The organism is Aeromonas sp. 600276 (genome assembly GCF_049175815.1).
Classification (GTDB): Bacteria; Pseudomonadota; Gammaproteobacteria; order Enterobacterales; family Aeromonadaceae; genus Aeromonas; species Aeromonas dhakensis.
The window spans coordinates 76,702-96,821 of record NZ_JAAKVU010000002.1 but is presented as its reverse complement, the minus strand read 5'-3'; the positions used below and the strand labels follow the sequence as shown (position 1 = coordinate 96,821).

14 protein-coding genes are annotated in these 20,120 nt (G+C 64.0%); 7 read left to right on the top strand and 7 right to left on the bottom strand.

What is annotated here, in order from left to right; genetic code table 11:
- Positions 1-53 precede the first annotated feature (53 nt).
- Positions 54-2,006, bottom strand: coding sequence for a cation:proton antiporter (locus G5134_RS02545; protein ID WP_065018173.1), 1,953 nt, complete (start codon positions 2,004-2,006; stop codon positions 54-56).
- A 100-nt stretch (positions 2,007-2,106) separates the two neighbouring features.
- On the opposite strand from G5134_RS02545, the gene G5134_RS02540 reads away from it, so the two are divergent.
- Positions 2,107-3,027: a GGDEF domain-containing protein gene (locus tag G5134_RS02540; protein WP_005303398.1), complete on the top strand. Its 921-nt coding sequence runs from the start codon at positions 2,107-2,109 to the stop codon at positions 3,025-3,027.
- Between the two features lie 66 nt (positions 3,028-3,093).
- Here the strand turns inward: G5134_RS02540 and tilS are convergent, their stop codons facing one another.
- Positions 3,094-4,434 carry a tRNA lysidine(34) synthetase TilS gene (tilS, locus tag G5134_RS02535; protein WP_260750779.1) on the bottom strand — a complete coding sequence of 447 codons (1,341 nt, stop codon included), beginning with the start codon at positions 4,432-4,434 and terminating at the stop codon, positions 3,094-3,096.
- Positions 4,435-4,560: 126 nt separating this feature from the next.
- Between tilS and G5134_RS02530 the strand changes: the two genes are divergently transcribed.
- The 4 genes from G5134_RS02530 (at position 4,561) to G5134_RS02515 (ending at position 9,850) form a co-directional block, all read left to right on the top strand.
- Entirely contained in the window at positions 4,561-6,591 is a 2,031-nt protein-coding gene (locus G5134_RS02530; protein ID WP_319906658.1) for a M13 family metallopeptidase, read from the top strand.
- A gap of 111 nt (positions 6,592-6,702) precedes the next feature.
- The gene (locus G5134_RS02525) at positions 6,703-7,140 is read left to right on the top strand and encodes a PliI family lysozyme inhibitor of I-type lysozyme (protein WP_408772055.1); all 438 of its coding nucleotides are present in this window, start codon (positions 6,703-6,705) and stop codon (positions 7,138-7,140) included.
- 364 nt (positions 7,141-7,504) lie between these two features.
- On the top strand, positions 7,505-9,238 hold the full coding sequence (locus tag G5134_RS02520) for an ABC-F family ATP-binding cassette domain-containing protein (RefSeq protein ID WP_408772058.1): 1,734 nt from the start codon (positions 7,505-7,507) through the stop codon (positions 9,236-9,238).
- 72 nt (positions 9,239-9,310) lie between these two features.
- On the top strand, positions 9,311-9,850 hold the full coding sequence (locus G5134_RS02515) for a GNAT family N-acetyltransferase (protein ID WP_017787805.1): 540 nt from the start codon (positions 9,311-9,313) through the stop codon (positions 9,848-9,850).
- Between the two features lie 40 nt (positions 9,851-9,890).
- On the opposite strand, the gene yjeH is transcribed toward G5134_RS02515, so the two are convergent.
- On the bottom strand, positions 9,891-11,171 hold the full coding sequence (gene yjeH, locus G5134_RS02510; protein WP_017787804.1) for an L-methionine/branched-chain amino acid transporter: 1,281 nt from the start codon (positions 11,169-11,171) through the stop codon (positions 9,891-9,893).
- 177 nt (positions 11,172-11,348) lie between these two features.
- Positions 11,349-12,644 carry an HAAAP family serine/threonine permease gene (locus tag G5134_RS02505; RefSeq protein ID WP_005303413.1) on the bottom strand — a complete coding sequence of 432 codons (1,296 nt, stop codon included), beginning with the start codon at positions 12,642-12,644 and terminating at the stop codon, positions 11,349-11,351.
- A 507-nt stretch (positions 12,645-13,151) separates the two neighbouring features.
- On the opposite strand from G5134_RS02505, the gene G5134_RS02500 reads away from it, so the two are divergent.
- Both G5134_RS02500 and G5134_RS02495 read left to right on the top strand, forming a co-directional pair.
- Positions 13,152-14,066 (top strand): LysR family transcriptional regulator, encoded by a 915-nt coding sequence (locus G5134_RS02500; RefSeq protein ID WP_017781890.1) that lies wholly within the window; start codon positions 13,152-13,154, stop codon positions 14,064-14,066.
- A 99-nt stretch (positions 14,067-14,165) separates the two neighbouring features.
- Positions 14,166-15,584 (top strand): MATE family efflux transporter, encoded by a 1,419-nt coding sequence (locus G5134_RS02495; RefSeq protein ID WP_421231853.1) that lies wholly within the window; start codon positions 14,166-14,168, stop codon positions 15,582-15,584.
- Positions 15,585-15,591: 7 nt separating this feature from the next.
- On the opposite strand, the gene pdxY is transcribed toward G5134_RS02495, so the two are convergent.
- The 3 genes from pdxY to cadB form a co-directional block, all read right to left on the bottom strand.
- Complete coding sequence (gene pdxY / locus G5134_RS02490; RefSeq protein WP_421231852.1) at positions 15,592-16,455, bottom strand: pyridoxal kinase PdxY; 864 nt, start codon at positions 16,453-16,455, stop codon at positions 15,592-15,594.
- A gap of 70 nt (positions 16,456-16,525) precedes the next feature.
- Positions 16,526-18,658, bottom strand: a complete 2,133-nt coding sequence (locus G5134_RS02485) for a lysine decarboxylase CadA (protein ID WP_421231851.1) — start codon at positions 18,656-18,658, stop codon at positions 16,526-16,528.
- A 77-nt stretch (positions 18,659-18,735) separates the two neighbouring features.
- Positions 18,736-20,070 (bottom strand): cadaverine/lysine antiporter, encoded by a 1,335-nt coding sequence (gene cadB, locus G5134_RS02480; RefSeq protein WP_005303424.1) that lies wholly within the window; start codon positions 20,068-20,070, stop codon positions 18,736-18,738.
- Positions 20,071-20,120 lie beyond the last annotated feature (50 nt).

Here is a 20,120-nt window from a genome sequence, read left to right as displayed (position 1 = left end):
AGGGAAGCGGGGACGGCATTGGCAGCAGGGCTGGTGCAACATGGGCTCAGGGATCAATGCCCTTCCAGCAGGCGCTGTTCCGCCTGCTCCACCGCCACCGCATTGCCGAACAGCACCAACTTATCCCCTGTCGCCAGCACCAGTTCAGGCTTGGGCTCCAGCCGCTGTGCGCCCCGCTGCACCTCCCTGATCCGTACTGCATCGAGCCCCAGCGCCTGCACGCTGCGCCCCACCGCCCAGGCCTGCTCGTGCAGCAGCACGGGGTGCAGCCGCTCGAGCAGCTGATCCGTCTCCAGGTTGCCGGCGCTTTGATCTCCCCAGTAGAAACCGTGCAGGAAGCGATACTGGTTGCTGCGCTCGTGCTCCATACGCCGGATCACCCGGCCGATGGGGATGTCGCAATTGAGCAGCAGGTGGGAGACCAGCATCAGGGCCCCCTCCTGGGACTCGGGGATCACCTCGAAGGCCCCCGCCCGCTTGAACGCCTCCAGGAAGCTGTCGTCCCGGGTCCGCACCAGCACCTTCACCTCCCCCGCCAGCTCCCTGATCAGCGCCAGCATGGCCTCCACCCGCTTGGGATCGTCAAAGGTGATGATCACCAGCCGGGCCCGCAGCAGGCCTGCGGCCAGCAGGATGTCGCGCCGGCTGGCATCGCCAAATGCCACCTGTTCCCCCGCCGACTTGGCCTCGCTCACCCGCTCTGGGTCGAGATCCAGCGCCAGGAAGGGGATCTCCTCCTGCTTGAGAAAGCGGGCGCAGGTCTGGCCGGCCCGGCCAAAGCCCGCGATGATCACGTGCTGGCTCTTGCTCAGGCCCGACTGGGCCACTTCGGAGCGGGTGAGCAGGGCCGGATCGGTGAGGGAGCGGGCCAGCTGGTGAGCCTGTTGCACCAGCCAGGGGGTCATGGCGATGGAGGTGACCCCGCTCCCGATGAGCAAAGAGACCAGCCGGTGATCGAGCAGACCGTGGTGATTGGCCAGTGCCAGCAGCACGAAGCCGAACTCCCCCACCTGGCTCAGCATGATCCCCGCCGCCATGGCGTCGCGCTTGCGCTCCCCCATCAGCCGGCCGGCCAGCAGCACCAGCAGGGACTTGAACAGAATAAGGGCCGGTACGCTCAGCGTCACCAGCCACCAGTCCAGCGCCACCCGCTGCCAGTCCATGGTCATGCCGATGGTGATGAAGAAGAGCCCCATCAGCACGTCTCGAAACGGCCGGATGTCCACCTCCAGCTGGTGACGGTAGTGGGATTCCCCCAGCATCATGCCTGCCAAAAAGGCCCCCAACGCCATGGAGAGCCCCATCCACTGGGTCAGCGAGGCGGCCAGCAGCGCCACCAGCAGGGTGCTCAGCACGAACAGTTCGTCGGAGCGAGCCCGCGCTACCTCGTGAAACAGCAGCGGCAGCAGCCACTTGCCCACCGCCAGCAGGCTCAGCAAGGCAAACAGCCCCTTGAGGGTGGCCCAGGCGATCTCCGCCAGCAGGGCGCTGCCCTGGATCTCCGGCCGGGCCAGAATGGGGATCATCACCAACAACGGCACCACCGCCAGATCCTGAAACAGCAGCACGCTCACCCCGAGCTGGGCACGGCGGGTATGCAGCTGCTTCTGATCCCCCAGCTGCTTGATCACCACGGCGGTGGAGGAGAGCGCCAGAGTGCCCGACACCACCAGCGCCTGAGGCAGGCTCAGGCCCCACCACCAGGCGATGGCAAAGAACAGCAGGGAGGTGAGCAGCACCTGCAGGCCACCGACCCCGATCACCAGCCGGCGCATGGCGATGAGCCGGGGCAGCGAGAACTCCAGCCCCAGCGAAAACATCAGAAAGACGATGCCGAGCTCGGCGATGGTCTGCATGATCGACTGGCCGGTGATCACGGCAGCGCCATGGGGGCCGAGCACGACCCCGGCGAGCAGGTAGGCGAGGATCACCGGCTGGCCCAGGCGCCGGAAAATCGCCACCAGCAGGACGGCGGCAAGCAGCAGGATCAATACGTCTGCGTACAATATTTCCTCCTTTTTTATCTACTTAAGCCTAGCCAGCCGCCCTTGTTCGCATCGAACATATTTTGGGCACAGGTATTGCAGGTAAGCAGCAGGAAGTTGGTTGTTTGAGGGCTGTACCGTGGAAAACACATCATCATTGAGCGGTTTGGGACATGGCATCGAGCAGTGGGTTCGCCAGATGGAGCGGCTCACGCCGCTGGCAAGCCAGGATCGCAACCAGCTGCTCGAGCAGTTGCTGGTGCAGACCGATCTGGGCAGCCTGCTGGCAACTTTTGCCGATCGTGCGGCAAGAATTGTCCGGATCCACAGCCTGCACTTCGACTGTGGCCAACCGCACACCCTGATCCAACATCCGCCCCAGGCCAGCCTGACCCTGCACAGCTACCCGTTCGAGCTGCGCGGTCAACACGGCCAGTTGCTGGGCCAGCTGCACTACACCCTCGAACACGCCCTGAGCGGCAGTCAACAACGGGTACTGCAGCAGTATCACCAGCTGCTCAGCCTGCCGCTGCCCCTCTATCTGCGCCTGTCACAGCTGGAGCTGCAGGTGCGACTCGATCACCTGACCGGGCTCGGCAACCGCTCCTACTTCGACGAGGCCATCGGCCGCGCGGTGGAGCAGCACAGCCGGGAGTCCCACGGGTTGGTGCTGGTGCTGCTGGATCTCGACAGCTTCAAGCAGATCAATGACACCTGGGGCCACCCGGTGGGCGATCTGGTGCTAAGCCGCTTCGCCCAGCTGCTGACCCACTGCATCCGCAGCACGGATCAGGCGTTTCGCCTCGGTGGCGACGAGTTCGCCCTGCTGCTGCAACCCGCCGAGCCCGAGGCCTGGCGCCCGGTCTGGCTGCGTCTGCAGCACATGTTGCTGACTCACAAGGAGCTCAGTACCTTCTCGGTCGGCTGCAGCCTGGGAGCCGCCAGCTGGCAGTCCGGAGTGGACGTGCACAGCCTGTACGAGGCGGCCGATGCCCACCTCTACGCCCGCAAGAAGGCGGGCAAGGCCGGCCTGCTGGACTGAACCGGCCAGCCGCTGAATACGACAAGGCCGGCATATGCCGGCCTTGTCCGTTTGCTGCAGAGCGGATTACAACGGGGGCTGACAGGCCGCCGCCGGCAGCCAGTGCCAGGCCAGGCCAGGCTCCTGCGTCATGAATCCGTCACAGAGGAACAGCTCGCCCACCGCCACCACCTGTTCTCCGTAATAGAGGATGGGAATGCGGCCGCGCTGCCAGGAGGGCACCCCATACTCCTGCAGCAACTTCTTGAGACGCCGGCTACCACCGCGCCCCACCGGTTTGAGCATGCTGCCGGCGGCCACCCCGAAGCGTACCGACAGCGGCTCGTCCGCCCGTGGCAGCCGCAGCCCCTCGCCCTCCATCCGCGATAACAGTCGCACCTCGCCGAGCCCGTCCGGCAGGATCAGCGTCTCCCCCACCCTCAACGCCAGCTGCTCGTGACGAGGTTGCAACCCGGGTCTCACCAGGTGAAGACGCCCCTGAAAGCGGCGGCAGCTCTGCTCCCCCCAGTTGAGCTGGGGATTGGCGTCTTCCCGCGCCAGCGCCACCTCCTGCCAGAGCAGACCGAGCTGCTCGCGGGAGGGCATCTCGCCTCCCTGGCGGCGGATCCAGTAACGCAGCAGGTTGTTGCGCCGGGTGCCTGACAGGGCTAGCAGCGGCGTGATCTGCAGCGCCTCTCCTGCCGCCGCCAGCCGCCAGTCGGCCTCGGCCAGCTCCTCCAGCAGCGCCTCCTGTTCGGCGCACAGCGCCATGCTGCGCGCCGCGGTCTGGGCCATGGCGGGCCAGCGGGCCTTGAGCTGGGGAATGAGCTGCTGGCGCAGGAAGTTGCGGTCATAACTCACATCTAGGTTGCTCTCATCCTCCACCCAGCCATAGGGGAGGCCGGCCGCCACCTCGGCCAGCTCGGCCCGACTCACCTCGAGCAGCGGGCGCAGCAGCAGGCCGCCCGCAAAGGGCTGGCTTGGCACCATGCCCGCCAGCCCGCGCAGACCGGCGCCGCGCTTGAGCGCCAGCAGCAGGGTCTCCAGCTGATCGTCCTGATGGTGGGCGGTGAGCAGCCACTCCCCCTCCCCCAGCTGGGCGGCGAGGGCCTGATAGCGGGCCTCCCGCGCCTGCGCCTCCAGGCTGTCGCCGCTGCCCCGTTGCAACTGCACCCGCTCGACCAGCAGCGGCACCGCCAGTTGCTGACACACCCCTTCACAGTGGGCCACCCACTCGTCGGCATGTGGGCTCAGGCCGTGATGGACGTGCAGGGCGCGCAGGGCAAGGCCGTGGGCGTGAGCGAAGCGGGCCGCCAGCACCAGCAGCACGGTGGAGTCGAGCCCGCCGCTGAAGGCCACCAGCAGGCCGCGGGAACCTTCGGGCGCAGGCAGAGTCTGACAAAAGCGAGAATAAATACGAGAAATCATAGGCTTCCCCAATACGACCAGGCCGATCTTAGCAGAGTCGGGCTTATCAAGCGCTAACCCGACTGCTAGAGTGAATCGCTCCCTGCGTGGGCAAGGAAGCCGTATAACCCGAATTGGAATCAAAAAATGAACAATAAGAAAAGCATACTGGCCGGCCTCATCGGGCTGGCCCTGCTGGCAGGCTGCAGTCAGGCGCCGGATACCAGCAACAAGCACTCCGGCCTCGCGCTGGCCAACATGGACACCAGCGTCAAACCCGGCGATGACTTCTTCCGCTACGTGAACGGCCACTGGCTGACCACCGCCAAGATCCCGGACGACAGGCCCGCCGACGGCGCCTTCTACCTGCTGCGGGACAAGTCCCTGGCGGACGTGCGGGTGCTGGTGGAAGGGCTGGATGGCAAGGCTGCCGCCGGCACCCAGGCCCAGCAGATCCGCGATCTCTACCACAGCTATCTGGATCAGACGACCAGGGATGCCAAGGGTACTGCTCCCCTGCTGCCGATGCTGAGCGAGATCGAGCAGATCAAGAGCAGCCAGGATCTCGCCCGCGCCTTCGCCCAGAGCGGTCGCAACGGCGGCGGCGCCCCCTTCGGCTTCTGGATAGACGCCGACGCCAAGGCCCCGGACAGCTATGCCGTCTACCTCTACCAGGCCGGCCTCAGCCTGCCGGATCGGGACTACTACCTCAAGACGGATGCCGCCAGCCAGGCGCTGCTCAAGAAATACGAGCAGCACATCGCCACCATGCTGGGTCGCTTCGGCGAGCCGGATGCCGCCGCCAAGGCCAAGCGGGTGCTGGCCCTCGAGAGCAAACTCGCCAAGATCCAGTGGGACAACGTCAACCTGCGGGATCGGGAGAAGAACTACAACAAGGGGCCCCAGAGCGAGCTCAAACGCCTCGCCCCCGCCATCGACTGGGACACCTACCTGAGCCAGGCCGGCCTCGCCGGCCAGCAGAGCCTGGTCATCGGCCAGCCGAGCTATCTCGCGGCCCTGAACGAGGTGATGAAGCAGACCCCGATCGGCGACTGGCAAGCCTACCTCAAGTGGCAGCTCATCACCGATTACGCCCCCTACCTCGACAGCCAGACCGATGCCCAGAACTTCGCCTTCTTCGGCACCACCCTGAGCGGCACGCCCAAGCAGCGGGCCCCCTGGGAGCGGGCGCTCGGCGTGCTAGACGATCATCTGGGCGAGGCGGTGGGCAAGCTCTACGTGGAGCGCTACTTCCCGCCCCAGGCCAAGGCCCGCATGGAGCAGCTGGTGGAGAACCTGCGCACCGCCTACGGCCAGAGCATCGAGGAGCTGGACTGGATGTCGCCAGCCACCAAGGCCCAGGCCAAAGAGAAACTCGCCAAGTTCCGCCCAAAGATCGGCTACCCGGACAAGTGGAAGGATTACAGCGCCATCGCGATCCGCGCCGACGATCTGGTAGGCAACCTGCAGCGCGCCCGCGCCTTCGAATACGCCGACAACCTGGCGCGCCTCGGCAAGCCGGTGGACAGAGACGAGTGGCACATGTCACCGCAGACGGTGAACGCCTACTACAACCCGAGCAACAACGAGATCGTCTTCCCGGCCGCCATCCTGCAGCCCCCCTTCTTCGACATGCAAGCGGATGACGCGGTCAACTACGGCGCCATCGGCGGGGTGATCGGTCACGAGATGGGTCACGGTTTTGATGATCAGGGGGCCAAATCCGACGGTGACGGCGTGATGCGCGACTGGTGGACGCCGACCGATCTCAAGGAGTTTCGCTTCCGCACCAGCCGGCTAGTGGCCCAGTACAACCGCTTCGAGCCCATCGCGGGGCAGTTCGTCAACGGCCAGTTCACCCTGGGGGAGAACATCGGCGATCTGGGCGGCCTCACCATAGCCCACAAGGCCTATCTGCTGTCACTAGATGGCAAGGAGGCCCCGGTGCTGGACGGCTTCACCGGCGAGCAGCGCTTCTTCCTCGGCTGGGCTCAGGTATGGAAAGGCATGTATCGCCCCGAGCTGATGCAGATGCTGCTCGCCTCGGATCCCCATTCGCCACCGGAATACAGGGTCAACGGCGTGGTGCCGAACATCCCCGCCTTCTACGAGGCGTTCAACATCCAGCCGGGTGACAAGCTCTATCTGGACCCGGCCAAACGGGTCAAGATCTGGTAATGACGACCCCGCTGAGGGGTGGATGACGCGGACCGGCGGGGACTGCCCGACCGGTTCGCACAGTGACACAGGTGGCGGGCAACCGCCGCCGCAGTAACAAGGGTCAAACCGATGAAAGCCTTGCTCATGACACTCGGCCTGCTCACCCTGCCCATCGCCAGCCAGGCGGCGGACGGGTTCTTCAAACAGCTGACGCTCCCCTCAGGCCAGGTAGTGACCGTCAGCGAAGGGCGCGGCGAACCGGCCTCCACCGGCAGCTACGACGTGCGCCTCTACTCCGGCGCCAACCCCCAGTTCCCGCTGGATCAGTTCATCGACGGCAAGGTGCTGCCGCGCGATGGCAGCATCAAGGGGCTCAAGCTGCTGGATCTCAACGGCGACAAGCAGCCCGAGCTCATCGTCGTGGTGGAGAGTGCCGGCAGCGGCAGCTACCTGAGCGCCGACGCCTTCACCCTCAACCCGCAGGAGGGGGTGGAGAGCTTCAACCACGTGGAGGGGCTGGCCCCCAATGACGATGTGATTGAGGCGCTCAAGACCCCCCGCGACTGACATCCCCATCACCACGCCCCGCCCAGCGGGGCGTTTTTTTGCCCTGCCGCTGACAAAGCGCCTTCCCGCCTCATCCACAGGGCACCGCCATGGATAGACGGTTATTTTTTCTGCGCTTATAATCGCCGCACCGTGCCATAACGAAACACAAGGAGGTAAAAAATGGTTATCCAAGCGTGTCCGATGTTCTCGGCTCGCCTGTTCGGCACATTCGCCTGCTCTTGCCTGCATACCATCGCGCTGCGATAGCGGGTTCGAGCAAAGCCGACTCCCTTCCATACCGAGACCTTTCTCGACTCTGCCGTTGTCGCCAGCGCTCCTGATGACAGGGATTTCCGATCCCGCCATTTAAGAGAGCAAGAGCATGACAACCCTGATGAGTACCCATTCCCTGCAGATGAGTGCGGGGCACCTTCCGTTATTTGACCATCTCGAACTCGGCATTCGCGCAGGCGACCGACTCGGCCTGATTGGCGCCAACGGCTGCGGCAAGAGCACATTGCTCGCGCTGCTGGCGGGCGAGCGCACGCCCCAGGCTGGCCGGGTCGTGCAGGCCGCAGCCTGCCGCTGCGAGTTCGTGGCCCAGCAACTGCCCGCCGGGCTTTCAACCCTCAGCACCCGCGCCGTGCTGCTGGATGCACTGGGCAACGACCCGAGCGCCGAGTGGCAGGCAGACAAGCTGCTGGCCGAACTGCAGCTGGAAGCCCAGGCTGCGCTGCCGGTCAGTGCACTGAGTGGTGGCCAGCACAGCCGGCTGCAGATAGGGCGCGCCCTGCTGCGTCAACCCAACCTGCTGCTGCTCGATGAGCCCAGCAACCACCTGGACTTGCCCGCCCTGCTCTGGCTCGAGCAGTTTCTGCTGGGCTGGCGCGGCGCCTTCGTGCTGGTCTCCCACGACGCTCGCCTGCTGGACAGCGTCACGGATCAGACCCTGCTCCTGCAGGGTGGCCAGCTGCACCGCTTCGCCCTGCCCTGCAGCCAGGCCCGGGCGGCGCTGGCCGCCGAGGATGAGCAGGCCCGCCTGCGCCGGGCCGACGAGCAAAAAGAGATAGACCGCCTGAGCGCCAGTAGCAAGCGCCTCGCCATCTGGGGGCGGGAGCATGACAACGAGAAGCTGGTACGCCAGGCCAAGTCCATGGAAAAACGCATCGCCCGCCTGCAGGAGGAGCAAAGCCAGGTCGCGGCGCCGGCCCCCTGGCGGCTCGAGCTGCGCGGGCTGAGCCTGCCCGCCGACACCCTGCTGCGGCTGGAGGCCCTCGACGTGGCGCCAGCGCCGACACTGCCGCCGCTGCTGCGCGCCGAAGGGCTCTGGCTGCGGGCGGGGGACAGGATCGCCCTGCTCGGTGCCAACGGCACCGGCAAGTCCTCCCTGCTGCGCCAGTGCTGGCGCGAACTGGCCGCGCAGAGCCCGCAGGCGGGCTGGTACTGCCACCCCGGCGCCAGCATCGCCTATTACGATCAGTCCCTGCAGCAGCTGGCTGACGACGCCACCCTGAGCGATGCCCTCTACCCGCTGGCCCCCCTTCCTGAAGGGGCTCGGCGTCAGGCGCTGATCCGGGCGGGCTTCCCCTATGTCCGCCATGGCCAGCAGGTGCGCACCCTGAGCGGGGGGGAGCGGGCACGGCTGCTGTTTCTCGCCTTGTCCCTCGGCAGCCACCACATGCTCTGGCTCGACGAGCCCACCAACCACCTGGATCTGGCGGGCAAGGAGGAGCTGGCTGACGCCATTGCCGCCTTCCCGGGGGGCGTGCTGCTGGTCTCCCACGATCGGGAGCTGATCGAGCGCAGCTGCAACCGCTTCTGGCTGATCAGGGACGGGCGCATCCAGGAGGCTCACAGCGCCGAGCGGGCCTATGCCGAGCTGCTGGGCAACCCGCCCTTGTCGGCAGCAGACAGTGCAAACCTGACACTTCTCGCCACCACGCAGACCCAGGCTGGCCCGACGGATGACGAAGAGGCACTGCTGGCACGCTGGTATGAGCTCGATGCCCTGCTCGCCGCCGATCTGGCCCGCAAGCCCAGGCACCAGACCCCGCGCCTGCAACAGCAGTGGCGTGACGAGCTGGCGCGCCTTGCCGACCTGCTCGGCTTTGCCTGACGCCAGCCAGCATCATCCATCCTTTATCACTCAACTCACGCGGCCAACTCAGGTTGGCCGCAAGGAGCCACCATGACATCAACGCAACAACCCCACATCCGGCTCGATCCCGTCAGCGACGCCGACCTGCCCCACATCTACCGAGGCCTGTCCGATCCGCGGGTTGTCGCCTACTACGGCGTCAGCTACGACAGCCTGACGGCGTGCCAGGCCCAGATGGCCTGGTATACCGAGCTGACCCGCACCGGTCGCGGTGCCTGGCACCTGGTACGCGACCGGCGCACCAGCGAGCCGCTCGGCGCCATTGGCTACAACGATGCAGACCCTGAGCACCGGCGGGCCGAGCTGGGCTACTGGCTCTATCCCGAACATTGGGGCAAGGGGGTGATGAGCGCGGCGCTGCAACTGTGGCTGCCGCTCACTTATCGCAGCACCGAGCTGCACCGGCTGCTGGCGGTGGTGGAGGAGCCCAACCTCCCCTCCGCCCGCCTGCTGGAGCGGGCCGGCTTTCACTACGAGGGCACGGCGCGGGAGTGCGAACGCAAGGGGGACGGTTTCATCTCCCTGCGCCACTACGCCATCTTGCGCAGCGACCTGCCCGCCAGCCGCTGAACGGAAGCAAAAAGCCCCGCACTGCGGGGCTTTTTTCGGGTTACTTGATGGCGCAGACACGATCATCTGGCGCCGAGCGGCGACCTCTGCGCCGCCACCACGAGAAGCAGCCATACCCCAGACTCAGCACGACGGCATAGAGCACCTGGGAGGCGAGCGCCACCAGCACCAAGGCGCAGAGCAGTACGCTTATCCCCGCCAGCCCCTTGCCGACCCCGCCGAGCAGACGCCAGCCCGCCGCCATGCAGAGCAGGTAGACCAGCACGAAGTTGCCGTTGGCGTAGCGGATCAGCTCATCGAGGGGCAGTCGCAACCAGATGATGAGGGTGATGCAGAGCAGGCAGATGAGCAGTACCAGACCGAGCGCCCGCAGCGGCGCGCCGCGAGCGGTAAGCACCGCCAGCGAGGGGGGCAGCTTGCCTTCGCGCGCCATGCTCCAGATAAGCCGGGCAAAGCCCTGAATGTAGATGTTGATGCTGGCAAAGCAGGAGAGGTAGCCAAGCACCGCCACCAGCCACTTGGCGGTGGGGCCGAACAGCAGGGAGAGCAGGGCCGGAATGGCGGTGGCGTTGGTCGCCTCATCGCCGTAGAGGCCATATTTGAGCACCACCAGCGAGTGCACCCAGTAGATGAGCCCCGCCAGCAGCACCCCGCCGAGCAGGGCGATAGGGTAATCCCGCTCCGGTCGCTTGAACTCCTCCCCCATGTGGGCGAAGGCCTCGAGCCCGACGAAACACCAGAACATCACCGCCAGCGCGGTGGCCATGGCAGGCCACTCGTCTGTCGTCGGCAGCGGCCGGGCGGCATCGCGCCAGCTGATATCCCCCTTGAACCAGATGAGCAGGGTGAGCCCCAAAATGGCGAGCGCGATCAGCAGCTGCAGGTTGCCGGAGGAGCGCGCCCCCCGCACCCCCAGCAAAAATACCCCCAGCAGGGTGAGCAGCTGGATGCCCCACAGGGTCCACTCCCCCAGATCGAACAGGGCGTGCCAGAAGCCGGCGGCGATCATCAGGGCGGCGGGCAGACCCACCGGCAGCACAGCCAGAAACAGGAAGGCGGAGAAGCGTTCGGCGCCATTGCCAAAGGCGAGGCCAATGAGGTGCGGCGCGCCGCCGGCGTGGGGGTAGCGGCGGCCGAGGCGGGCAAAGGTAAAAGCGATGGGCAGCACCAGCGCAATCAGCAGCAACCAGGCCCACAGCGAAGCCCCGCCCGCCAGCGAGGCAGCGGTCGCCGGTACCACGAAGATCCCGGTGCCGAGCAGCGAGGTGGCGAGCAGCCCCATCCCCTGCCAGAGCCCGAGATCCTTTTTCAACCCAGACATATCCTTTTGTCCTGTCTAGAAAAACATCCCGCCATGTTAGGCCTGCCCCGCCCCTTTGTTAAGGGCGGCGGCGAGAATATGCCCGGTTTTATGCAAGGCCGTAGCCCAGGACAGCGGCCATAAAAAAAGCCGCCTCTTGCGAGGCGGCGTCTTCATTCAAGCGGGTGACCGGTGTTATCAGGCAATCAGCTTGTAGATGATACCGGACATGGCGATCAGGCCGATGATGGTCACGAAGCCGTTGCTGATGTTGCCAGCGTATTTGCGCATGGCCGGCACCTTGGTGATGGCGTACATCGGCATCAGGAACAGCAGCATGGCAATGATGGGGCCGCCCAGGTCTTCAATCATGCCGAGGATGCTCGGGTTGATGGTGGCGATGGCCCAAGTGGTCAGGATCATGAACACGGCAGTGACTTTGTTCAGTTGCTTGGTGTCAACGTTCTTGCCCTTCTCGCGCAGCGCCTTGGCCATCAGGCCGTTCATGCCCTCTTGCGCACCCAGGTAGTGACCCAGGAAGGATTTGCTGATGGCAACCATGGCGATCAGCGGAGCCACGGTGGCGATAACCGGGTTGTCGAAGTGGTTGGCCAAGTAGGACAGGATGGAGATGTTCTGTTCCTTGGCAGCAGCCAGGTCAGCCGGAGAGAGGCTCAGTACGCAGCTGAACACGAAGAACATAACGGTCATCACCATCATGACGTGGGCACCCAGCAGGATGTTGCTGCACTTCTTCTCGGCACCTTCACCGTAACGACCCTTGTTGTCCACCGCGAAGGAGGAGATGATCGGGGAGTGGTTGAAGGAGAACACCATGACCGGGATGGCCAGCCACAGGGTCTTGATGAAATCGCCGTTGAAGGCATCACCCAGCGCCGGGGCTTCGGTGATGATGGCACCATTCCAGTGCGGGATCAGGTAGAGCGCCAGGCCCATCAGGGTGATCACGAACGGGAATACCAGCACGCTCATCGCCTTGACGATGACCTGGCCGCCCAGACGAACAACCGCCATCAGACCCAGGATCAGCGCCAGTGACAGGACGGCACGGGGAGGTGCAGTCATGCCCAGCTGGTGAACAATCAGGCTCTCGACTGTGTTGGTGATGGCGACCGAGTACATCAGCACGATCGGGTAGATGGCAAAGAAGTAGAGCAGGGTGATGAACTTGCCTGCGGTCTTGCCGAAGTGCTCTTCTACTACTTCGGTGATGTCGCCGTCACGGGTGGAGCCGGACAGCACGAAGCGGGTCAGGCCACGGTGGGCGAAGAAGGTCAGCGGCAGGGCCAGGATCAGCATGGCAACCAGCGGCCACAGGCCACCTACACCGGCGTTGATCGGCAGGAAGAGCACACCGGCACCGATGGCGGTACCGTACAGACCCAGCATCCAGACCACATCGGCCTTGTTGATGCCACGGGAAGATGCATTACTGGCTAAGTTGCCTTCTACTGCAATGTTCATGTCAGACATAGGGGTGTTCCTGTCATCAAGGAAAATAGAAAATATCTAGTCAACCGGGCGCAATGCCCTGTCCCATTTCCCTGGAACGCCTGCAGTTCATCCCTGTTTTATTCTCATTCCCATCGCTCCGGCAAACTGGTCATCACTCCATGTAACAACCAAATTGCAACAAACAGACCGGTGGGGAGTGGGCCCGAGGGCCGCAAACGCGTCAGTTTTTACAACTCACTAACACGCCTTTGTTTCGATGAGCTGACTCTAATTAAATCCCCTTAGCGATCACAGTGTTTTTTTGAATTAATCAACCAAAGTTTGATTGGAATCGCCTTTCTGGCGTCAGAGATCACGTTTCGAGCCCAATTTTGTGAACAGCTGTTAACAAATAACGGTAGTTTCACCCGTATCTATATCCTTATGGGTACAACAATTTCGCTACATGTGTCTGTTTGTTGGCCACGTTGTGCCTTGCCCCGCCCTGGCGTACCCTGTTGTTCAACATTTTTCCGCTGAATTAATATGGCCATCACCCGTACCGACCTCGCCGAACTGGCGGTGTTTGCCGCCGTCGCCCGTCACCAGAGCTTCAGCAAGGCCGCCCTCGAACTTGGGGTCTCGGCATCCGCCCTGAGCCACAGCCTGAAAGGGCTGGAGACCCGGCTGGGGGTACGGCTGCTCAACCGCAGCACCCGCGCCGTGGTGCCCACCGAGGCGGGCCAGCGGCTGCTGACCCAGCTGCTGCCGACCCTGAACCATCTGGAGAGCGCACTGGGCGAGCTGACCCGTCACAGCGACGAGCCGGTGGGACGGCTGAAGATCTGCGCACCGCGCGGGGCCATCGACGACCTGCTGGCCCCGGTGTTGATCGATTACCTGGTGCGCTACCCACGCATGCAGGTGGAGGTGGTGGAACAGGAGCTGATGCCGCGCCTCATCGAGGATGGTTATGACGCCGCTATCTTTTACGGCGATCTGCTGCCCAAGGAGATGATCGGGGTACCGCTTGGGCCGCCCCAGCGCTATCTGGTGGTGGCGGCGCCCGCCTATCTGGCCGAACACGGCACCCCGCAACACCCTCGCGAGCTGTCGCGCCACGCCTGCATCGGCTACCGGCTCACCCCCTCTCATCACTACCGCTGGGCCTTCGCCGGGGAGGAGGGATCCCTGCTGGAGATAGAGGTGACGGGTCCGCTCACCACCAGCACGCCGGCCCTCTATCTGGGGGCGGCCGAGGCGGGGCTGGGGCTGGCCTACTGTCTGGAAGAGGAGGTGAGCCAAAAAGTGGCCCAGGGGAAACTGCTCACCGTGCTGGAGCCCTGGTGCCCCACCTTTGCCGGTTTTTATCTCTTCTATCCCAGCCGGCATCAGCTGGGCAGCGGTTTGCGAGCGCTCATCGACATGCTGAAAGCCCACTATCAACCTACCAATTACTGAATATTACTCATCAATCCTTCAAGTAGAACCCGGATTATCGCAAAAATAATATTAATCTAGACTGTCTGCTCGATAATCGAACTCCCCAAGAGAACAGATATGTCTGCCTATTTCACTCTGCGCCAGCGGGCGATGACCCGCCGTTTCTGGGGCTATGCCCTCCCCTCCGTCATGGCCATGCTGGTATCCGGCGCCTACTACCTGGTCGATGGCATCTTCGTCGGCCACTACGTGGGGGCCGCCGGCCTCGCCGGTATCAACCTGGTCTACCCGGTCATCATGGTGCTGATCGGCCTTGCCGCCATGATCAGCATGGGGGCGGCCACCGCCATCTCCTTCCAGCAGGGCGCCAGGAACACTGGGCTGGCCCGCCAGGCGCTGGTCAATGCGCTCTGGCTGCTGGCGGGGCTGGGCACGGTGGCACCGCTGCTGCTGCACTACTGGCACATCGACATCCTGCTGGCACTGGGCATCGAGCAGGGCACCGACACCTGGCAACAGGCCAGCGACTACCTCTACTGGATCGGCGGCGGTACCCTGCTGCTAGCCTGCAACCTGGCGGTGCCCTATCTGCTGCGCAACGATGGCCGACCGCGGCTCGCCATGCTGCTGGTCAGCGGCGGCGCCATCCTCAACATCATCCTCAACTACATCATGGTGGGCCGGCTGGGGCTGGGACTCATCGGTACGGCTCAGGCCACCCTCATCTCGGAAGGGGTGGTCAGCCTGCTGGGCCTGGGTTACTTCTTTACCCGTCACGCCAGATTGCGGCTGGAATGGCGCCAGCTGCTGCCCAGCTTGCCGGCCATGCCCAACCTGCTGTTCACCGGCCTGCCGAGCCTTATCGCCCAATTCAACCTTGGCCTGCTGCTGATGCTGCACAACAGCCAGCTGATGGTGCACGGCTCGGTCAAGGATCTGGCGGGCTTCACCGTAGCCGGCTACACAGAGGCGGTGTTCATCGTCATCCTGCAGGGGCTGGCCTTTGGCATCCAGCCGCTGGTCAGTCAGGCGGCCGGCGCCAAGCGCCATCGCGATCTGAAGTTCCTGATGGAGATGGGGCTCAAGATCACGCTCGTCTACGGTCTGGCGGTCTGGCTGCTGATCCAGCTGCTGCCGCGCCAGGTAGCCATGCTCTACACCGGCGATCAGGATGGCGAGCTGCTCGCGGCCGCCATCAGCAGCCTGACCCTCAATCTCGGCGCCATTCCGCTGGAGGGGATCATTATGTTCGGCATCGTGTTGCTGCAATCCATGGCGCGCACCCGTCAGGCGCTGTTCATCTCCATCGCCAAGACCCTGCTGCTGCTGCCGCTGATCTTCATGCTGCCGCTCTGGTGGGGCCGCGACGGCGTGCTGCTGGCCCAGCCCACCACTGTGCTGCTGCTGACCCTGCCACTGTGCTGGTTGCTGTGGCGCGAGTGGCACCTGCTCAAGCTGGCCTGCGCCCCGCACACCAGGCGCTCGCCCAAGGCGCTTGCCCGCCAGCAGGTCACGCTGGCACGGCGCGCAGGCTGATGCGCGGCTAACCCAGCCGGCTGGCGCAGGTGCGGATCTCGGGCTCGACCAGCGCCTGCTGGGCAGCCACCAGCTGCAGCTCGTAGGCGCCCGCCAGCCAGGTCTGGGCCAGCACCGCATCCACGCTGGCATTGGTGCGCTCGAACGCCGCCACCGGCGTGAAGCCCGCCAGCAGGTTGGCCAGCATGGTCGCGCTCAGCAGATCCCCCACTCCGATGGGCTGACGCTGAAACTCATAGAGGGGGCGCGAGATATGAAACGCCCCCTCTTCGCACACCAGCAGCATTTCGAACCGATCCAGGCTCAAGCCGGCGCGGCCCAGATGCTTGACCATCACCAGCTCGACGCCCCCCTCACGCAGTTGCTGGCAGGCGGCCAGTGCCTCGCTCAGGTTGTGGATCTCGCGGCCGGTGAGCTGCTCCAGCTCCAGCAGATTGGGGGCCAGCAGGTCGGCGCAGGCCAGCGCGCGGTTTTTCAGAAAATCGGCGACGCCGGGCGCGACGATACACCCCTTGTCGGGATGCCCCATCACGGGGTCGCAAAAATAGCGGGCATGCGGATTGAGCGCCTTGAGGTGAGCCACCGCCGCCAGGATCTCCTCCCCCTGCTCAGCCGAGCCGAGATAGCCGCTCAGGATCGCATCGCACTGCCCCAGCACGCCGATGTCGGCCAGCCCCGCCATCAGCTGGCGGATATGGCCGTTTGGCATCACCATCCCCTGCCAGCCGGCGCTGTACTGGGTATGGTTGGAAAATTGCACCGTGTTGACGGGCCACACCTCCAGCCCCATGCGGCGCATAGGAAATACGGCGGCGCTGTTGCCGGCGCAGCCGAACACCACGTGGGACTGGATGGAGAGAACTCGCTTCATGCTGACTCGCAAAAAATGGATGAATCAAAATGGGAAAAACGGGCCTTGCGGCCCGTTGTTGTCACTGTGATTAGCGCAGCACCTTGACGGTGTAGCTGCCGTCGACCTGGCGATAGAGGCCGTGGATGTCGGTCTCAAAGCCCGGATAGTGGGCACCGATCTCGCACAGCATCTCGAGGAACTCGAGCACCGGCAGGGAGTCGGTAGTCACCATCTCACCCGGCAGTACCAGGGGCACTCCCGGCGGGTAGGGCAGGATCATGTTGGCGCTGATACGGTCAACCATGTCACGCAGGGGCACTTCCTCCACGTTGCCGGCCAGCTCCTGCTGCCAGGCGGCGTGCGGGGTCATCTTCATCTCAGGCAGCACGTCGAACGCCTTGAACATCAGCTCCGGCAGACGGTACTTGCGGGTCAGATCGTGGATACGCTGGGCCAGATCCTGGATGCGCATACCTTCATAGAAGGCCGGATCTTCACGATAGAGGCTCGGCAGAATGCTCTTGATGGTGAGATTCAGATCATAGCCGCGCTTGAACTCGGTCAGGGCGCGCAGCAACTGCATCGCCTTGGACTTGTCGATACCGATGGAGAAGAGGAACAGCATGTTGTAGGGACCGGTCTTCTCTACCACGATGCCGCGTTCGTCCAGGAACTTGGAGACCAGGGAAGCCGGGATACCGCTCTCCAGCAGCTGACCATCGCGACCCATGCCCGGGGTCAGCAGGGTCACCTTGATGGGATCCAGGTACATGTGGTTGTCATCGATGTCCTTGAAGCCGTGCCAGTCATCCTTCGGATCCAGCTTCCAGCACTCGACGGTGTCGATGTCGTCCGGCTGCCATACGTCGAAGAACCAGCCTTCGCTCTGCTCACGCAGGCGCTTGATCTCTTTGCGGAAGGAGATGGCGCGATCGATGGAGTCCTTGATCAGCCGCTTGCCGGTGTTGCCACGCATCATGGCAGCGGAGATCTCGGTGGAGGCCACGATGCCGTACTGCGGCGAGGTGGAGGTGTGCATCATGAAGGCTTCGTTGAAGGTCTCTTCCTCCACGTCACCCTTGATGTGGATCATCGAGGCCTGGGAGAAGGCCGCCAGCAGCTTGTGGGTGGACTGGGTTTCGTAGAACACCTTGCCCGGCATGGCTTCGCCGCTCATGCCGCACTTGCCTTCGTAGATCGGGCTGAAGTTGGTGTAGGGCACCCAGGCACTGTCGAAGTGGATGTAGGGGGTGTCCAGCGCCTCCTTGATGAAGCCGGTGTTGTAGAGCAGGCCGTCATAGGTGGAGTTGGTGATCACGGCATAGCGCGGCGCCTGGGCACCCGGGGTGGCGGCCACCTTGGCGGCGATGGTGTCGCGGCTGAATTCGCTCTGCGGGATGCCACCCAGAATGCCGTAGGCGTTGCGGGTCGGACGGAAGTAGATCGGAGTCACGTCGTTCATCATCATCAGGTGAGTGAGCGACTTGTGGCAGTTGCGATCCACCAGCACGGTGCTGCCAGCCGGCGCCGAGTACATGCCGACGATCTTGTTGGCGGTGGAGGTGCCGTTGGTGACGATGTAGGAGCGATCGGCGTTGAAGGTACGGGCGATGTACTCCTCGGCTTCCTTGTGCGGACCGGAGTGATCCAGCAGGGAACCCAGCTCCGGCATGGAGATGGAGACGTCGGCCTTGAAGGCGTTGGGGCCGTAGAAATCATAGAAGATGCTGCCGGCCGGGCTCATCTGGAAGGCGGTACCGCCCATGTGACCCGGGGTACAGAAGGTGTACTTGCCCTCTTCCACGTACTTGAACAGCGCCTTGGTGAACGGCGGCAGGATGGCGTCCTGATACTCCTGGGTGGCCTGACCCATCTTGAGGGCGATATCGTCGGCCATGCCGAGACGGTACTCGAAGAAGTGCACGTTCAGGCGCAGGTCGGTCAGGTGAATGTCCAGGGTGGACTGGTCGTTGGCGAAGGCGAAGATCGGCAGCTTCTCGTTGCGATCGTGGATCTCCTTGCACAGACCCAGGGAATATTTGTCCCAGTCAAAGATGGCGCCGCAGACGCGGGGGTTCTTCTCGATGAGTTTCAGCAAGTCGGCCACATCGACCGGATAGACGACCTCGAAACCCTTGCGCTCGAGGGAGGCTTGCAGCTGGCGAATGGGTTCTTCTTTGAAGAAAACGCCGAGGTGGTTGAGGATGGCAATGATGTTCATCTTGATGCTCCACACGTAAGAGGGCGCTCTCCATCAGGGATGGTGAGTGAAGAGCGCTCGGAAGATAAAAGGGGAAATCAGTTGCTGGGCTGTTCGCTCAGCAGGGCATCGTGCTGACGCAGGCCCAGTTTTTTGGCGTAGAACATCAGGATGATGAGCGACACCACGAAGGTTGCTGTGAGGTTGGAACCCTTGGCCCCCATCAGGGCAATCAGGCAGAAGACGCAGGCCACACCGGAGAAGATCATGGCGCCGATGCTGCGGGAGGTCATGCCCTCGAAGCGAATGAGGTTAATGCTGGAGTAGAAGTAGGGCAGCATGGTCAGCAGCACCGCATCTGTGGTCAGCACGTTGAAGAGATCGGCCGCGTGGGCGGACTGGGAGGTGAAGGCAGTCAGGCCGATCATCAGCGCAGTCATCTTGAGGGAGCCCAGGATCAGACCCTTCTTGGCCACGCCGTTCTTGTCCACTTCACCGTAGATTTTCGGGAAGTTGCCGTCGTGGGCGGCGCGCTTGCCCGCCTCGCCCACCAGCATCATCCAGGAGCCCAGCGAGGTGAAGCAGGCCAGGGCGGTAAAGGCGGAGACGAACGGTGCGGACCAGTTGCCGAAGATGACGGAGGAGGCCATGGCAAACGGTGCGCCGGAGGCAGCCACTTCACCGGCCGGGAACATGCCGCTGATCACCTGGGTGGAGAGGATGTAGATGACCCCAGCGATACCTGTGCCCAGCATGGTGGCGAGCGGTACGGTGCGCTTGGGATTCTTCACCATGCCGGAGGAGACGGCAGCAGACTCTACCCCCACGAAGGACCAGAGGCAGATCAGCACGGCACTGATGACCGCATGCAGGTCGCTGCCGCTGGTGGTGTTCCAGTTCTGGCTGTAGACGGCGGCATCAAAATGGCCCCAACCCACCAGGGCGGTGCCCACCACCGGCAGCAGGATCAGCACCAGCCCCAGGGTACAGAGCCGGCTCACCCAACTGCCGCCCAGCAGGTTGACCAGGGTAAAGATCCAGACGGCGGCGATGGTGGCCGCGGCGGCCGGGATCGGGCTGTTGAGGATCGGGAAGAAGACGGAGAGGTAGGAGACGCCGGTGATGGCGATGGCCAGGTTGCCGATCCAGTTGGCATGGTAGTAGAGCACACCGGTCTGGAAGCCGAACACCGGAGAGATCTCGCCGGCGTAGGCGATGGGGCCGCCCTCCTGCGGGTTCTTGGTGGCGAGGCGGGCGAACACGAAGGCCAGCCCCATGGCGCCGACCAGGCAGATGGCCCAGCTGAACACAGAGATGGAACCTATGGTGGCCAAGGCCGAGGGCAGCAGTGCAATACCGCTCCCCATCATGTTGCCGGCCACCACACCTGTACAGGCGACAAGGCCGATCTTCTTGCTCGTATCTAGGGACATAAAATCTCCGGGTCGATATTAAGGCATCAAACACACGCTTGGCGGAGCCT

Bases quoted from the DNA above. Each gene is read 5' to 3' on its own strand.
- tilS (WP_260750779.1), bottom strand. From the start codon at position 4,434: ATGATTTCTCGTATTTATTCTCGCTTTTGTCAGACTCTGCCTGCGCCC.
- G5134_RS02530 (WP_319906658.1), top strand. From the start codon at position 4,561: ATGAACAATAAGAAAAGCATACTGGCCGGCCTCATCGGGCTGGCCCTG.
- G5134_RS02525 (WP_408772055.1), top strand. From the start codon at position 6,703: ATGAAAGCCTTGCTCATGACACTCGGCCTGCTCACCCTGCCCATCGCC.
- G5134_RS02520 (WP_408772058.1), top strand. From the start codon at position 7,505: ATGACAACCCTGATGAGTACCCATTCCCTGCAGATGAGTGCGGGGCAC.
- G5134_RS02515 (WP_017787805.1), top strand. From the start codon at position 9,311: ATGACATCAACGCAACAACCCCACATCCGGCTCGATCCCGTCAGCGAC.
- yjeH (WP_017787804.1), bottom strand. From the start codon at position 11,171: ATGTCTGGGTTGAAAAAGGATCTCGGGCTCTGGCAGGGGATGGGGCTG.
- G5134_RS02505 (WP_005303413.1), bottom strand. From the start codon at position 12,644: ATGTCTGACATGAACATTGCAGTAGAAGGCAACTTAGCCAGTAATGCA.
- G5134_RS02500 (WP_017781890.1), top strand. From the start codon at position 13,152: ATGGCCATCACCCGTACCGACCTCGCCGAACTGGCGGTGTTTGCCGCC.
- G5134_RS02495 (WP_421231853.1), top strand. From the start codon at position 14,166: ATGTCTGCCTATTTCACTCTGCGCCAGCGGGCGATGACCCGCCGTTTC.
- pdxY (WP_421231852.1), bottom strand. From the start codon at position 16,455: ATGAAGCGAGTTCTCTCCATCCAGTCCCACGTGGTGTTCGGCTGCGCC.
- G5134_RS02485 (WP_421231851.1), bottom strand. From the start codon at position 18,658: ATGAACATCATTGCCATCCTCAACCACCTCGGCGTTTTCTTCAAAGAA.
- cadB (WP_005303424.1), bottom strand. From the start codon at position 20,070: ATGTCCCTAGATACGAGCAAGAAGATCGGCCTTGTCGCCTGTACAGGT.